The following is a 14,883-nucleotide window of genomic DNA, read 5'->3' on the forward strand; positions in this document are numbered from 1 at the left end:
ACCCCTCCCGAAAGGGCACAGCGCATGGAGCAGTTCGAGCCCGACCGCCTCTCGGCGGCGCAACTCGCCGCGATGCGGCGCAGTCTCACCAACGGCCGGGGCGCACTCACCCGCCGCTCGCTGCTGCGCGTCTCCGGAATCGGAGCGCTCACCCTCGGCGGCCTGTCCTCCCTGACGGCCTGCGGCATCCCGCCCGCCAAGCGGCAGGACGGCGCCGCGGTCGCCTCCGACGACCACTCGGCCCAGGAGAAGGAGATCAACTTCTCCAACTGGACCGAGTACATGGACACCAGCGACGACGAGAAGACCCGTCCCACGCTGGAGGAGTTCACCAAGCGGACCGGGATCAAGGTCAAGTACACCGAGGACATCAACGACAACGTCGAGTTCTTCGGCAAGATACGCCCGCAGCTCGCGGCGGGCCAGGACACCGGCCGTGACCTGATCGTCGTCACCGACTGGCTCGCGGCGCGCATCATCCGCCTCGGCTGGGCGCAGCGGCTGGACCCCGCCCACCTGCCGCACGCCTACGCCAACCTGATCCCGCAGTTCCGCAACCCCGACTGGGACCCGGGCCGTGTCCACAGCTACCCGTGGACGGGCATCGACACCGTCATCGCCTACAACACCAAGGCCACCGGCGGCAAGAAGGTCGACTCCGTCACCCAGATGCTCGACGACCCCTCCCTCAAGGGCCGCGTCGGCTTCCTCACCGAGATGCGCGACACCGTCGGCATGACCCTGCTCGACCAGGGCAAGGACCCGGCGAGCTTCACCACCGCCGACTACGACGAGGCCATCGGCCGGCTCCAGAAGGGCGTGGACAAGAAGCAGATCCGCCGCTTCACCGGCAACGACTACACCGCCGACCTCGACAAGGGCGACCTCGCCGCCTGCCTGGCCTGGGCCGGCGACGTCATCCAGCTCCAGGCGGGCAACCCGGACATCCAGTACGCAATCCCGGCTCCCGGTTACCTCACCTCCAGCGACAACCTGCTGGTGCCCGCCCACGCCCGGCACAAGGCCAACGCCGAGAAGCTCATCGACTACTACTACGAGCCTCCGGTCGCCGCCGAACTGGCCGCTTTCATCAGCTACGTCTGCCCGGTCGAGGGCGTCAAGGACGAGCTGGCCAAGATCGACCCCGCGCTCGCGGACAACCCCCTGATCGTGCCGGACAAGGCGATGGCCGCCAAGGCGCACGCCTTCCGCTCCCTCACGGGCGAGGAAGAGACCGCGTACGAAGAGAAGTTCGCCAAGCTCATCGGAGCCTGACGGGCCCCCGTACCGGCCCCCGCACGGGCACGCTCCCACCGGCCTTCCGGACCGGCATCCGCGTGCTCCCGCACCCTTCCGACGACACCACCACCGAAGGCCGCGACCCATGACTGACAAGACCGCGGGCGGCGACGTCCGCCTCGCCGGGATCAGCAAGCACTACGGCTCGTTCACCGCCGTGCACCCGCTGGATCTCACCATCCCCCAGGGCTCCTTCTTCGCCCTGCTCGGCGCCTCCGGCTGCGGGAAGACCACCACCCTGCGCATGATCGCCGGCCTGGAGGAGCCCTCCACCGGCACGGTCCACCTCGGCGACCGCGAGGTCACCCAGCTGCCGCCGTACAAGCGCCCGGTCAACACGGTCTTCCAGAGCTATGCGCTCTTCCCGCACCTGAACATCTACGAGAACGTCGCCTTCGGGCTGCGCCGCCGCGGCATCAAGTCCGTCAAGAAGCAGGTCGAGGACATGCTGGAGCTGGTCGAGCTGGGCCAGTTCGCCCAGCGCAAGCCGCACCAGCTCTCCGGCGGCCAGCAGCAGCGCGTGGCCGTCGCCCGCGCGCTCATCAACCACCCGCGGGTGCTGCTCCTCGACGAGCCCCTCGGCGCCCTCGACCTCAAGCTGCGCCGCCAGATGCAGCTGGAGCTCAAGCGCATCCAGACCGAGGTCGGCATCACCTTCGTGCACGTCACGCACGACCAGGAGGAGGCCATGACCATGGCCGACACGGTCGCCGTGATGAACGGCGGCCGCGTCGAGCAGCTGGGCGCCCCCGCCGAGCTCTACGAGAACCCCGGGACCACCTTCGTCGCCAACTTCCTCGGGACCTCGAACCTGATCGAGGCCGAGGTGCTGGAGGCGGGCTCCGCGGACGTCATGGTGACGAGCGCGGGCACGAAGCTCCGGCTGCCCGCGTCGCGGTGTTCGACCACGCCCCGAGCCGGCGGAAAGCTGCTGGTCGGGGTGCGCCCGGAGAAGATCTCCCTGGTCCCCGCGGACGAGGAGCACACCGTCGCGGCCGGCCGCAACAAGGTCACGGGCCGCATAGCCGACTCCTCCTTCATCGGCGTCTCCACCCAGTACGTCATCGACAGCCAGGTCTGCCCCGGGCTGGAGGTGTACGTCCAGAACATCGAGCGCGACACCCGCCTGGCCCCTGGCGCCGAGGTGGTCCTGCACTGGAACCCGGAGCACACCTTCGGCCTGGACGCGGCTCAGGACATCGACGCGGGCATCGAGACGGTCGAGGAGAGCGCGTGACCGCCACCGCCGCGCCGCCCCAGGCGCCCGCCACCGCCGAACCGCCGGTCCACAAGGCGTCCGTGCGCAAGCGGCTGATCCCGTACTGGCTGCTGCTCCCCGGCATCCTGTGGCTGCTGGTGTTCTTCGTCCTGCCGATGGTCTACCAGGCCTCCACCTCGGTGCAGACCGGCTCCCTCGAAGAGGGCTTCGACGTCACCTGGCACTTCCAGACGTACTGGGACGCCTTCACCGAGTACTACCCGCAGTTCCTGCGCTCCCTGCTCTACGCGGGCACGGCGACCGTGCTGTGCCTGCTGCTCGGGTACCCGCTGGCCTACCTGATCGCCTTCAAGGCGGGGCGCTGGCGCAACCTCCTGCTGGTGCTGGTCATCGCGCCGTTCTTCACCAGCTTCCTCATCCGCACCCTGGCCTGGAAGACGATCCTGGCCGACGGCGGCCCGGTGGTGGACGTCCTCAACACCCTGTACGTCCTGGACGTCACCAGCTGGCTCGGGATGACCGAGGGGGAGCGGGTGCTCGCCACTCCGCTCGCGGTCGTCTGCGGTCTGACGTACAACTTCCTGCCCTTCATGATCCTGCCCCTCTACACCTCCCTGGAGCGGATCGACACCCGCCTCCACGAGGCGGCCGGGGACCTGTACGCCCGCCCCGTCACGACCTTCCGGAAGGTGACCTTCCCGCTCTCGATGCCGGGTGTCGTCTCCGGGACCCTGCTCACCTTCATCCCCGCGAGCGGCGACTACGTCAACGCGGAGCTGCTCGGCTCCACGGACACCCGGATGATCGGCAACGTCATCCAGTCGCAGTACCTGCGGATCCTCGACTACCCGACGGCGGCCGCGTTGTCGTTCATCCTCATGGCCATCGTGCTGATCATGGTCACCATCTACATCCGCCGAGCGGGGACGGAGGACCTGGTCTGATGCGTTGGCTCCGGCACAATCTCGTCGTCATCTTCGGCCTCGGCACGCTCGCGTACCTGATCCTGCCGAACGTCGTCGTCACCGTCTTCTCCTTCAACAACCCCACCGGGCGGTTCAACTACGCCTGGCAGGAGTTCTCGCTCGACGCGTGGAAGGACCCCTGCGGGGTCGCCGACCTGTGCGGCTCCCTGTCCCTGTCGCTCCAGATCGCCCTGTGGGCCACCATCGGCGCGACCGTCCTCGGCACGGCGATCGCCTTCGCGCTCGTCCGCTACCGGTTCCGGGCGCGCGGCGCTGTCAACTCGCTGATCTTCCTGCCCATGGCCATGCCCGAGATCGTGATGGCGGCCTCGCTGCTCGCCCTCTTCCTCAACATGGGCATCCAGCTGGGCTTCTGGACGATCCTGATCGCCCACATCATGTTCTGCCTCAGCTTCGTCGTCGCCGCCGTCAAGGCGCGCGTCCTGTCGATGGACCCGCGGCTGGAGGAAGCCGCCCGCGACCTCTACGCGGGCCCCGTGCAGACCTTCGTACGGGTCACCCTGCCGATCGCGGCGCCCGGTATCGCGGCGGGTGCGCTGCTCTCCTTCGCGCTCTCGTTCGACGACTTCATCATCACCAACTTCAACTCGGGCAACACCGTCACCTTCCCCATGTTCGTGTGGGGATCGGCCCAGCGCGGTACGCCCGTGCAGATCAACGTCATCGGCACGGCGATGTTCGTCATCGCGGTGCTGGTGGTCCTCGTCGGCCAGATGGTCGGCAGCCGCCGCAAGAACGCACAACGCAAGTAACAAGTAACAAGTAACTCTGTAGGGAGTTGGAAGCCATGGCCCCAGTCGCCATGCGAAGCGTTGCTCAATCCCTTTCCGAAGCACTGCCGGTGTCGTACTGGCTGGACGACCCCGGCAAGCCCGCCGCGCAGCCGGCGCTGACCTCTGACGAGGCCTGCGACCTGCTCGTCATCGGCGGCGGGTACAGCGGGCTGTGGACCGCGCTGATCGCCAAGGAGCGCGATCCCGCGAGGGACGTCGTACTGATCGAGAGCAAGGAGGCGGGCTGGGCCGCCTCCGGCCGCAACGGGGGCTTCTGCGCCGCCTCCCTCACGCACGGCCTCGCCAACGGCGTGGCCCGCTGGCCCGGCGAGCTCGCCAAGCTGGAGGAGCTGGGCGCCCGCAACCTCGACGAGATCGAGGCGGCCATCGCCCGCTACGGAATCGACTGCGACTTCGAGCGGACCGGTGAGATCGACGTCGCCACCGAGCCCCACCAGGTGGAGGAGCTCCGCGAACTGTACGAGGAGGCCGAGAAGCTGGGCCTGGCGGGCGGCTCGCGGTGGCTGGACCGCGACGAGCTGCGCGCCGAGGTCGATTCTCCGACCTTCCTCGCGGGCCTGTGGGACACCGACGGCGTCGCCATGCTCAATCCCGCCAAGCTCGCCTGGGGCCTGAAGCGGGCGTGCCTGTCGCTGGGCGTGCGGATCTACGAGAACACCCGCGGGCTGTCCCTCGCCGCCTCGGGCGCCGGGATGGCCGTACGCACCCCGTACGGGCGGATCTTCGCCCGCCGGGTGGCGCTGGGGACGAACATCTTCCCGTCCCTGGTCAAGCGGATCCGCCCGTTCACGGTCCCGGTGTACGACTACGCGCTGATGACGGAGCCGCTGACCGCCGGCCAGCTGAAGGCCATCGGCTGGCGCAACCGCCAGGGCCTCGGCGACAGCGCCAACCAGTTCCACTACTTCCGCATCACCCCGGAGAACCGCATCCTGTGGGGCGGCTACGACGCCGTCTACCCCTACCGCGGCAAGCTGGACTCCGAGTACGACCACCGCCCCGAGACCTATCTGAAGCTCGCCCAGCACTTCCTGACCGCCTTCCCGCAGCTGGAGGGCATCAAGTTCAGCCACGCCTGGGGCGGCGCCATCGACACCTGCTCGCGCTTCTCCGCGTTCTTCGGCACCGCGCACGGCGGCAAGGTGGCCTACGCGGCCGGCTACACGGGGCTCGGCGTCGGCGCCACCCGCTTCGGGGCCGATGTCATGCTGGACCTGCTGGACGGAGCGCGCACCGAGCGCACCGAGCTGGAGATGGTCAGGTCCAAGCCGATGCCGTTCCCGCCCGAGCCGTTCGCCTGGACCGGGATCACGCTGACCAAATGGTCGCTGGCCCGCGCCGACGCCCGCGGCGGCCGCCGGAACCTGTGGCTGAGGGCGCTGGACCGGTTCGGCCTCGGCTTCGACAGCTGAGCCTCCGGCCTGCTGCGCGCCCCGGCGCGCTCCGCCGCCCGTGCCGTGACCCGGTTTACCACCACGGGGTGGCGCAACCCGCGTCATAGCCGCGCCCGGCGCCGCTCTTCCCTGGTGAGAACCTCACCGAGTCACAGGGAACGGAGGCCGGGCGATGACGACCCCGGGGGCCAAAACGGCGGTGGAGTGGCTGGTTTCGGCGGCGCCGGATCCCGAAGCCTGCCGGTGGGCGTGGGAGCGCAACCCCCTCGGGGTCGCCCTCCTGCCCGCCGGGCGGCACTGGGACGTGCTGATCCTGCCGGGGGTGCTGGGGCAGACCACCCTCGACGTGCTGACCCTGCTCCTCGACCCGCCCGGCCCGGTGCTCGCCGATTTCGGTACCACCCGGCTGGGCTTCTTCGTGCCCGCCGGCACGGCGTCCCGCTGGCTCGGTACGGGCGTACGGGGCGCCGGGCGCGGGACCTGGATCGTGGTCCCGTATCCCGGCCGGGCCACGGGCGGGGTGCGCTGGCTGGTGGTCCCGGACGGCCGGGGGACGCTCACCGACCCGGCCGTGCTGGAGCTCGCGATGCACGAGGCCGCGGCGCGGGTGGCGGCCGAGGACCGCGGGAAGTCTTGACAAGGGCATTGGTCTGGACCATCTTGGGCGCCGCCGCGCGTTCCGGCGCGGCCTGACTCCATCCCCCCCACGCGCCGGAGGCAGTTGTGCGCAGACCCCTGCCCCTCCTCACGGCCGCCGCCCTCGCGGTGGCCGCCTTCCTCGCCGCGGGCCCGCCGGCCGCGGCGGCCGACGCGGACCTCGCACGCAATGGAGGCTTCGAAGCGGGACTCGACGGCTGGAGCTGCTCGGCCGGCAGCGGAGCCGTCGTCACCACCCCCGTCCACGGCGGGAGTTCCGCCCTCAAGGCCACCCCTGCGGGCCAGGACAACGCCCGCTGCGCCCAGACCGTCACCGTCAAGCCGGACTCCACGTACACCCTCGGCGCCTGGGTGCAGGGGGCGTACGTCTACCTGGGCGCGAGCGGGACCGGCACCACCGACGTGTCCACCTGGACGCAGACTCCCGGCGCCTGGAAGCAACTGAACACGAGCTTCCGTACGGGCGCGTCCACCACCTCCGTGACGATCTACACGCACGGCTGGTACGGGCAGCCGGCGCACCTCACGGACGACGTCACCCTCGTCGGCCCGGACCCCGGCCAGACCCAGCCCCAGCCTCCGGCCGCCCCCACCGGCCTGACCGCGTCCGGCGCCACCGCGAGCAGCGTCAACCTCGCCTGGGCGGCCGCCGCGGGCGCCACCTCGTACAGGGTCCACCGGGACGGCGCCGCGCCCCTGACCGTCACCGGCACCTCGGCGACGGTCACCGGCCTCGCCGCGTCCGCGACGTACGCCTTCCAGGTCAGCGCGGTGAACGCGGCCGGCGAGTCCCCCAAGAGCGCCGCCGTGTCCGCGACCACGACGAGCGGCGGCGGCGATCCGGGCAACCCCGGTCTCCCGGCCCACGCCCTGGTCGGCTACCTGCACGCGAGCTTCGCCAACGGCTCGGGCTACGTGCGCATGGCCGACGTCCCCGCCTCCTGGGACGTCATCAACCTCGCCTTCGGCGAGCCGACGTCGGTGACCTCGGGCGACATCCGCTTCTCGCTCTGCCCGGCGAGTGAGTGCCCGAACGTGGAAACCCCGGCCGAGTTCAAGGCGGCCGTCAAGGCCAAGCAGGCGGCGGGCAAGAAGGTGCTGATCTCGATCGGCGGCCAGAACGGCCAGGTGCAGCTCGCCACGACGGCCGCCCGCGACACCTTCGTCTCCTCCGTCAGCAAGATCATCGACGAGTACGGGCTGGACGGCCTCGACATCGACTTCGAGGGCCACTCCCTCTCCCTCGCGACGGGCGACACCGACTTCCGCGCCCCCACCACCCCGGTGATCGTCAACCTGATCTCCGCCGTCAAGACGCTGAAGGCCAAGTACGGGCCGGACTTCGTCCTGACCATGGCCCCGGAGACCTTCTTCGTCCAGCTCGGATACCAGTACTACGGCTCCGGCCCCTGGGGCGGCCAGGACCCGCGCGCCGGCGCCTACCTGCCGGTCATCCACGCCCTGCGCGACGATCTCACCCTGCTCCACGTCCAGGACTACAACTCGGGCTCGATCATGGGCCTGGACAACCAGTACCACTCCATGGGCGGCGCGGACTTCCACATCGCCATGACCGACATGCTGCTCACCGGCTTCCCTGTCGCGGGCAACACGGCGCGCGTCTTTCCGCCCCTGCGCCCGGAGCAGGTGGCGATCGGCCTCCCGGCCACGACCAACGCCGGCAACGGCCACACCCCGCCGGCGGAGGTCAACAAGGCGCTGGACTGCCTGACGAAGAAGACGAGCTGCGGTACCTACCAGACCCACGGCACCTGGCCCGCGCTGCGCGGCCTGATGACCTGGTCGGTCAACTGGGACCGCTTCGGCGGCTGGGAGTTCAGCCGGAACTTCGACGCCTACTTCGGCGGCTGACCCGCCATCAGGGCGGTCCGTGCGGCTCGGCGGACGGTCAGTAGCAGGGGTACGCACAGGAAGCAGCTGGCCAGGACGTCCAGGGGCCAGTGGAACCCGCGCAGGATCAGGCCGGCGGCCGTGGCGCCCGTGAGGACCAGCGCGACGGCCGGTGGCCAGCCGCGGCGGGTGTACGGGCGGATCAGCAGGGCCGCGCCGATGTACGCGACCGCCGCGGTGGCCGTGTGGCCGGACGGGTAGTAGCCGGCGGCCCAGGGCTCCAGCGGGCCCGGGCGGGCGGTCCACTCCTTGAGCGGAATGATCAGGGCCGGGACCAGGACCATGGCCAGGGCCGCGGACAGGGCGCCGAGGCGGTTGCCGCGCCGGGCGGCGTACGCCGCCGCGAGGGCCAGGACCGGGACGGCGACCGGGATGTTGCCGAGATCGGCGAGCCGCTCGGTGACCGCGTCGGGCACCGAGCGGACCAGGGCGCGGCTCAGGCGCTCGTCCAGGACGAGGAGCGGGCCCGAGACCAGGACCTGCCAGGTCGTCAGCGCGAGTCCCAGCAGCGAGAGAACGAGAAGGAGGGGGAGGAGAATGGCCGGCCGTCCCGGAACAGGGGGGATGGTTCCGAGACGGCCGCCCGGATCGTGTTGCCGTACGCCCCGGGGGGTTTGGGGTGGACGGCCGTCCGATCGGAGAGGAGTGTGCGCGAACGCATGCCCGGTACGGCGCTGGGGAAGCCCGGTATCGGGATCGTCCCCGGTTGCCCGGGGACGGGCTGTCTCACTCATCTGCAGAAACCGTACGCCAGCGGAAGGGGGACCGGCAGCAGGAACGCGCTCCCGCCATCGGCCCCCCACACCTTCTTCACAGTGCCCGACCGTTACCGGCGGTATGGATGGGTCACCGTGTTCGGGCGTTCGCTCAGACGGCCGCTCAGATGGCCGTTCCGATGGCCGCGAACGCGGCCTCGATGAGGTCCAGGCCCTCGTTCAGCAGGTCCTCGCCGATGACGATCGGCGGGAGGAAGCGGAGCACGTTGCCGTAGGTGCCGCAGGTGAGGACGAGCAGGCCCTCGGCGTGGCAGGCCTTGGCGAGCGCGCCGGCCGCCTCCGGGAACGGGGTCTTGGAGACGGGGTCCTTGACGAGCTCGATCGCGATCATGGCGCCGCGGCCGCGGATGTCGCCGATGATCTCGTACTTCTCCTGCATGGCCGTCAGGCGGGCCTTCATGACCGACTCGATCTTCTTCGCGGCGGCGTTGAGGTCGAGCTCCTTCATGGTCTCGATGGAGCCGAGCGCACCGGCGCAGGCCACCGGGTTGCCGCCGTAGGTGCCGCCCAGGCCGCCCGCGTGCGCGGCGTCCATGATCTCGGCGCGGCCGGTCACGGCGGCGAGGGGCAGACCGCCCGCGATGCCCTTGGCGGTGGTGATCAGGTCGGGGACGATGCCCTCGTCCTCGCACGCGAACCACTGGCCGGTGCGGCAGAAGCCGGACTGGATCTCGTCCGCGACGAAGACGATGCCGTTGTCGTTGGCGAACTTCACGAGGGCCGGCAGGAAGCCCTTGGCCGGCTCGATGAAGCCGCCCTCACCGAGGACCGGCTCGATGATGATCGCGGCGACGTTGTCGGCGCCGATCTGCTTGGTGATCTGGTCGATCGCCTGGGCGGCGGCCTCGGGGCCGCAGTTCTCGGCGCCGGTGGGCCAGCGGTAGCCGTAGGCGACCGGGACGCGGTAGACCTCGGGGGCGAACGGACCGAAGCCGTTCTTGTACGGCATGTTCTTCGAGGTCAGAGCCATCGTCAGGTTCGTACGGCCGTGGTAGCCGTGGTCGAAGACGACGACAGCCTGGCGCTTGGTGTACGCACGGGCGATCTTGACGGCGTTCTCGACCGCCTCGGCACCGGAGTTGAACAGCGCCGACTTCTTGGCGTGGTTACCCGGCGTCAGTTCGGCGAGGGCCTCGCAGACCTCGACGTACCCCTCGTAGGGCGTGACCATGAAACAGGTGTGGGTGAAGTCCGCGAGCTGGGCGGAGGCGCGGCGCACGACGGCCTCGGCGGAGGCGCCGACGGAGGTCACGGCGATGCCGGAACCGAAGTCGATGAGGCGGTTGCCGTCGACGTCCTCGATGATGCCGCCGCCCGCGCGGGCCGTGAACACGGGGAGGACGGAGCCCACGCCGCCGGCGACCGTCTCAAGACGGCGGGCCTGCAGCTCCTGCGACTTGGGGCCGGGGATCGCGGTGACGATGCGGCGCTCCTGCGGGACAGCGGTCATAGAGGGCTCCTGGGGTGTTTTCGGACGCACTTGTGTCTTTGTCCGCAGGCTAGGCCCGGGGGAGGGAGTACTGCATGCTCCGTTCGGGAGTGGTGCCCGCGTGTCCTTGTCCGTGGCGGCCATAGGAGTGGTCGGACGTGTGTCGTGTGGACAGTGCCCCGGTACGCGCCCGTGGGCTGCGCCGGGCAACTACATTGAGCGCCGCAGGGCATGGCACGGGTAGGGGGCAGGGGTTTCATGGATACCGACGGCACGTACGACGGAGCGGCGACCCGCGAGGGCCGCGTACCGAGACCGGCCGACCCCCCCGGACTCCCCCCGAAACCCCGCCACGCCCCTGGCCAGAACCCGAACCTCACCACCTGGCTGCGCCTGCCGCGGCCCGCGGCGGAGCCCGGCGTATGGCGCCCCGGACATGTCCCGCGCGCCGCCGAAGCGCCGGTGGACGCCCCTGAGCGCGCCCTGCTCAGCGGCGCCGTCATCTCACTGCTCGCGTGCGTGCTCGTCTGGTCGCTCCTGAGCAACAACTACATTCCGTACTGGCAGGTCCCTCCCCGGTTGGTCACCCCGAACGACTGGTGGCCGCCCCTGGGCCGGGATCCGATGCTGGGCACGGCTGGTGACACCGCCACGTGGGCGTACGAAATGCTGGTCGTCGCCGGTCTGCTCTACGGATTCGGCAGGCTGGGCAACTGGCGAGCCGCCTGGCGGCGCCTGGTCATCGCCCGGGGCCGGGTGCTCCAAGCGGCGGTGGCAGCGATCGGGGCCTTGACCGCCCTTGCGCTCGTATCGCGCGACGCGGTGCCGCTGCGGCGCCTCGCCAACTCCCTGATGCCGGTGGAGGGCGCCGGGAGGGAGCGTGCCCTGTCCCTTGTGGACAACTCCAACACCGTCGTTTACGCGGTCGTCATCCTGGCCTTCCTCTGGCTCGGCCTGCACCGGTCCGCCGCTGTCTCCGGGACCGGAGACCGGATGGCCCAGGCTCCACCCCGTATCGAGCCCGGTGCGCCCGACGACCCCGCCGACTGGCCGCAGGTGCGGGCCGCCGGCATGGCTGAGGCGGCCGAGAGGCTGGGGACCGAGGTGCGCGCCGGGCAGATGAACGACGTGGACTACGCCCGGATCCTGCGGGCGTGGGAGACCGTGCAGGCGGATCCTTCGCGGATGCGGGCCTTCGTTGACGCCGTGCGGGACAAGGGCGCCGGAGCTTGCGTGCACCCTTCCGGGGCGAGGGACCTGCCGGTGCGGTCGGCGCGGCACGACCTGCTCGCTCGGCAGGTACTGCTGGGCACGGTGGACGACAGTGAGCGCAACCCGTACCCGCGGCGCGGGACACGCCTCGCACTCGACCCCCACTCGCTCGGGACCTCGCTGCTCGCGGTCGGCCCCTCGGGCGCCGGGAAGACCGCCCGGCTCGTCCGGCCCGTCGTCGAGTCGCTCGCGCTGCAGGCGCTGGCCGGGCAGGCCGCCGTCGTCGCCGTCGGGGCGGCCGGGGCGCAGCTCGGGGCGGACGCCGCGTACGACGTCGTCGTCCGCGTCGGCGACCCCGCCTCCGTCTACGACCTCGACCTCTACGGCGGCACCACCGACCCCGACGAGGCCGCCACCCTGCTCGCCGACGCCTTCGTCGGGGACGTCCCCGGTATCGACGTACGCCGCGCCGCCACCGCCCTGGCCCAGCTCCTCGGGCCGTTCCGGGCGGCGTGCGGGCGCTTCCCCGCCGTGCCCGAGCTGCGGGAGCTGCTGGAGCGGGTGCCGGCGGCCCTCGGCGGGCTGCGGACCGCCCTGGAGGGCGCCGGGCAGCCGGCGATGCTGCGCGAACTCGACGCCCGCGAACGCCAGTACGGGGCTCCCGGCGACCCGGGGGCGGTGCTGGCCGACCGGGTGGCGCTGCTGGACCGGCCCGCCTTCGCCGGCTTCTTCGACACCACCGCACCGTCGCGCCTCTTCTCGCTGCGCTCCCTGGAACACCCCCTGCGGGTCCGGATCGACCTGCCCGAGCGCGGGCACGCCGACGCCTCCCGGATGCTCGCCCGGCTGCTGCTGGCCCAGTTCACGGCCTCCGCCTCGGCCCGCGCGGACCGCTCGCTCTTCGCCTTCCTGGCCTTCGACGACGCCTCCCACACCCTCACCGCCGAGACCGTGCGCGGGGTGCAGCGGCTGCGCTCGGTGAACGCCGGCGTGCTGCTGACGCTGCGCACGCTGGACGACGTACCGGAAGCGCTGCGCACACCGCTGCTCGGGGCGGTCGGCTGCCGGATGGTCTTCTCCGGGGTGACCACCTGGGACGGCCGGCGGTTCGCCGAGGCCTGGGGCACCGAGTGGGTGGAGACCCGGGACGTCACCAGCCGGACCGTCTTCGCCGACCAGCCGCTCACCCGGGCCGTCCACGCCTTCCGCAAGCTGGTCACCGGCAAGGCCGTGACCACGGACGCGGTGACCGTACGGCAGGTGGAGCGGGAGCGGTGGTCCGCCTCGGACCTCGCGAACGCGGTGCCGCCGGGGCACGCGGTGCTCTCGCTGACCACGGTCCGGGGCGAACGGGCGGCCCCGCTGCTCGTGGACCTGTCGCGCTGATCCGGCCACGGCCGGATCAAGGTGAGGCCACGGTGAGGCCACCCTGCCGAGGTGGCAGAATCGAGGGGAGCCGTTCATACGACGTGGCTAAAATCTCCGTGGGCGGATCGGCTTCCCTTGGCTTCGCCTCCGCCTCCCCGTTCCTCCTGTTAGGGCCCCTGGTACCCGATGCCGCTCACCCTCGCCTCCCTCGTCCAGCACTCGGCGCTCAAACTCAGCGTCCGCGCCGGGGAGAGCCGCCTCGACACCCCCGTGCGCTGGGCCCACGTCAGCGAGCTCGCCGACCCCGTCCCGTACATGGAGGGCGGCGAGCTGCTGCTCATCACCGCGATGAAGCTGGACGCGGAGGACCCCGAGGAGATGCGGCGCTACGTACGCCGTCTCGCCGCAGCCGGGGTCGTCGGGATCGGCTTCGCCGTGGGCGTCAACTACGAGGCGATCCCCGAGGCGCTGGTCGAGGCCGCCCGGGCGGAGGACCTGCCGCTGCTGGAGGTGCCGCGGCGGACCCCGTTCCTCGCCATCAGCAAGGCCGTCTCCGCGGCGCTCGCGGCGGACCAGTACCGCGCGGTCACCGCGGGGTTCGAGGCCCAGCGGGAGCTGACGCGCGCCGCGCTGTCCGCCGACGGGCCCGCCGAACTGCTGGCGAAACTGGCCGCGCACGTCCACGGCTGGGCCGCGCTGTACGACACCTCGGGCGCCGTCGTGGCGGCGGCCCCGGACTGGGCGGCGCGCCGGGCCGCCCGGCTGACGCCCGACGTGGAGCGGCTGCGGGAGCGGCCCGCGCCCGCGAGCGCGGTGGTCGGAGGCTCCGAGGACCGGGTCGAGCTGCAGTCGCTGGGCACCGGCCGCCGGGCGCGCGGGGCCCTGGCGGTGGGTACGGGCGCCCCGCTGGGCACCGCCGAGCGGTACGCGGTGCACTCCGCGGTGGCGCTGCTGACCCTGAGCACCGAGCGGTCGCGCTCCCTCCACGACGCCGAGTCCCGGCTGGGGGCGGCCGTACTGCGGATGCTGCTGGCCGGGGAGGCGGAGCACGCCCGGGCCGTCGCCGGGGACCTGTACGGGACCCTGCTGGAGATGCCGTTCCGGATCATCGTGGCCGAGCCGGCGCTGCCGGGCACCGCGCAGCCGGAGGGACTCGCGCTGCTGGCCGACGCGGTGGAGTCGGCGGCGGCCCGTACGGGCGAGGCGCTGCTGGTGGTGCCGGAGCCGGGGCGGCTCGTCGTACTGGCCGCCGACGGCGGATCCGCCGTCCAGGCGTGCGCGGACCACGCGGAGGCGCTGGAGTCGCGGCGCGGGCGCGAGGCCACCGGGCCGGAGCCCGACGAGCTGGTGGTCGGCCTGTCCGCGGCGGCGGGGCCGACGAGCGTGGCGGCGGCCTTCAAACAGGCCGACCAGGCGCTCGCCGTGGCCCGGCGGCGGGGGCGGCCGCTCGTCGAGCACGAGGACCTCGCGTCCGGCTCGGTGCTCCCGCTGCTGGCGGACGACGCGGTACGGGCCTTCGCGGACGGCACGCTGCGCTCGCTGCGCGAGCACGACGCGACCGGGCGGGGCGACCTGGTCGCCTCCCTCCAGGCGTGGCTCTCGCGCCACGGGCAGTGGGACGCGGCCGCGGCCGACCTCGGCGTGCACCGGCACACGCTGCGCTACCGGATGCGGCGGGTGGAGGAGATCCTGGGGCGCTCCCTGGACGACCCGGACGTGCGGATGGAGCTCTGGCTCGCCCTGAAGGTGACCTCGGCCCCCTCGTAGGGAGACCGGAAGTCGCCGGGCCCGCACGGGCCGCCGCGCCGGGACAGTGACAAAGCGGCGCGGCCGAAACT

The 14,883-nt window shown here is 71.8% G+C and carries 11 protein-coding genes; 9 read left to right on the top strand and 2 right to left on the bottom strand.

Translation table 11 applies throughout. The annotated features are described in order from the left end of the window. Positions 1–24 precede the first annotated feature (24 nt). The 7 genes from MTF65_RS21845 to MTF65_RS21875 all read left to right on the top strand — a co-directional run bounded on the left by MTF65_RS21845 (position 25) and on the right by MTF65_RS21875 (position 8,221). Positions 25–1,275 carry a spermidine/putrescine ABC transporter substrate-binding protein gene (locus MTF65_RS21845; protein WP_243630579.1) on the top strand — a complete coding sequence of 417 codons (1,251 nt, stop codon included), beginning with the start codon at positions 25–27 and terminating at the stop codon, positions 1,273–1,275. A gap of 109 nt (positions 1,276–1,384) precedes the next feature. Beyond that, a complete protein-coding gene (locus MTF65_RS21850; protein WP_243630580.1) occupies positions 1,385–2,536 on the top strand; it encodes an ABC transporter ATP-binding protein in 1,152 nt (383 codons plus the stop codon). After that, positions 2,533–3,462 carry an ABC transporter permease gene (locus MTF65_RS21855; RefSeq protein ID WP_243630581.1) on the top strand — a complete coding sequence of 310 codons (930 nt, stop codon included), beginning with the start codon at positions 2,533–2,535 and terminating at the stop codon, positions 3,460–3,462. The genes MTF65_RS21850 and MTF65_RS21855 overlap by 4 nt, the downstream gene beginning before the upstream one ends. Next, a complete protein-coding gene (locus tag MTF65_RS21860; protein ID WP_243630582.1) occupies positions 3,462–4,256 on the top strand; it encodes an ABC transporter permease in 795 nt (264 codons plus the stop codon). Before MTF65_RS21855 ends, MTF65_RS21860 begins: the two co-directional genes overlap by 1 nt. A gap of 35 nt (positions 4,257–4,291) precedes the next feature. Then, positions 4,292–5,710, top strand: coding sequence for an FAD-binding oxidoreductase (locus tag MTF65_RS21865; RefSeq protein WP_243630583.1), 1,419 nt, complete (start codon positions 4,292–4,294; stop codon positions 5,708–5,710). A 154-nt stretch (positions 5,711–5,864) separates the two neighbouring features. Beyond that, positions 5,865–6,329: a hypothetical protein gene (locus tag MTF65_RS21870; RefSeq protein WP_243630584.1), complete on the top strand. Its 465-nt coding sequence runs from the start codon at positions 5,865–5,867 to the stop codon at positions 6,327–6,329. 86 nt (positions 6,330–6,415) lie between these two features. Continuing rightward, on the top strand, positions 6,416–8,221 hold the full coding sequence (locus MTF65_RS21875) for a chitinase (RefSeq protein ID WP_243630585.1): 1,806 nt from the start codon (positions 6,416–6,418) through the stop codon (positions 8,219–8,221). Here MTF65_RS21875 and MTF65_RS21880 read toward each other — a convergent pair. Both MTF65_RS21880 and gabT read right to left on the bottom strand, forming a co-directional pair. Next, entirely contained in the window at positions 8,206–8,994 is a 789-nt protein-coding gene (locus MTF65_RS21880; RefSeq protein ID WP_243630586.1) for a phosphatase PAP2 family protein, read from the bottom strand. The genes MTF65_RS21875 and MTF65_RS21880 overlap by 16 nt on opposite strands. Positions 8,995–9,139: 145 nt before the next feature. Further along, positions 9,140–10,486, bottom strand: a complete 1,347-nt coding sequence (gene gabT, locus MTF65_RS21885; protein WP_243630587.1) for a 4-aminobutyrate--2-oxoglutarate transaminase — start codon at positions 10,484–10,486, stop codon at positions 9,140–9,142. A 237-nt stretch (positions 10,487–10,723) separates the two neighbouring features. Here gabT and MTF65_RS21890 point away from each other — a divergent pair, with 237 nt between their 5' ends. Continuing rightward, on the top strand, positions 10,724–13,063 hold the full coding sequence (locus MTF65_RS21890) for an ATP/GTP-binding protein (protein ID WP_243630588.1): 2,340 nt from the start codon (positions 10,724–10,726) through the stop codon (positions 13,061–13,063). A 168-nt stretch (positions 13,064–13,231) separates the two neighbouring features. Further along, on the top strand, positions 13,232–14,812 hold the full coding sequence (locus MTF65_RS21895) for a PucR family transcriptional regulator (protein ID WP_243630589.1): 1,581 nt from the start codon (positions 13,232–13,234) through the stop codon (positions 14,810–14,812). The last annotated feature ends 71 nt before the right edge of the window (positions 14,813–14,883 follow it).

Origin of the sequence: Streptomyces sp. APSN-46.1, from assembly GCF_022815725.1 — a bacterium.
Lineage (GTDB): Bacteria > Actinomycetota > Actinomycetes > Streptomycetales > Streptomycetaceae > Streptomyces.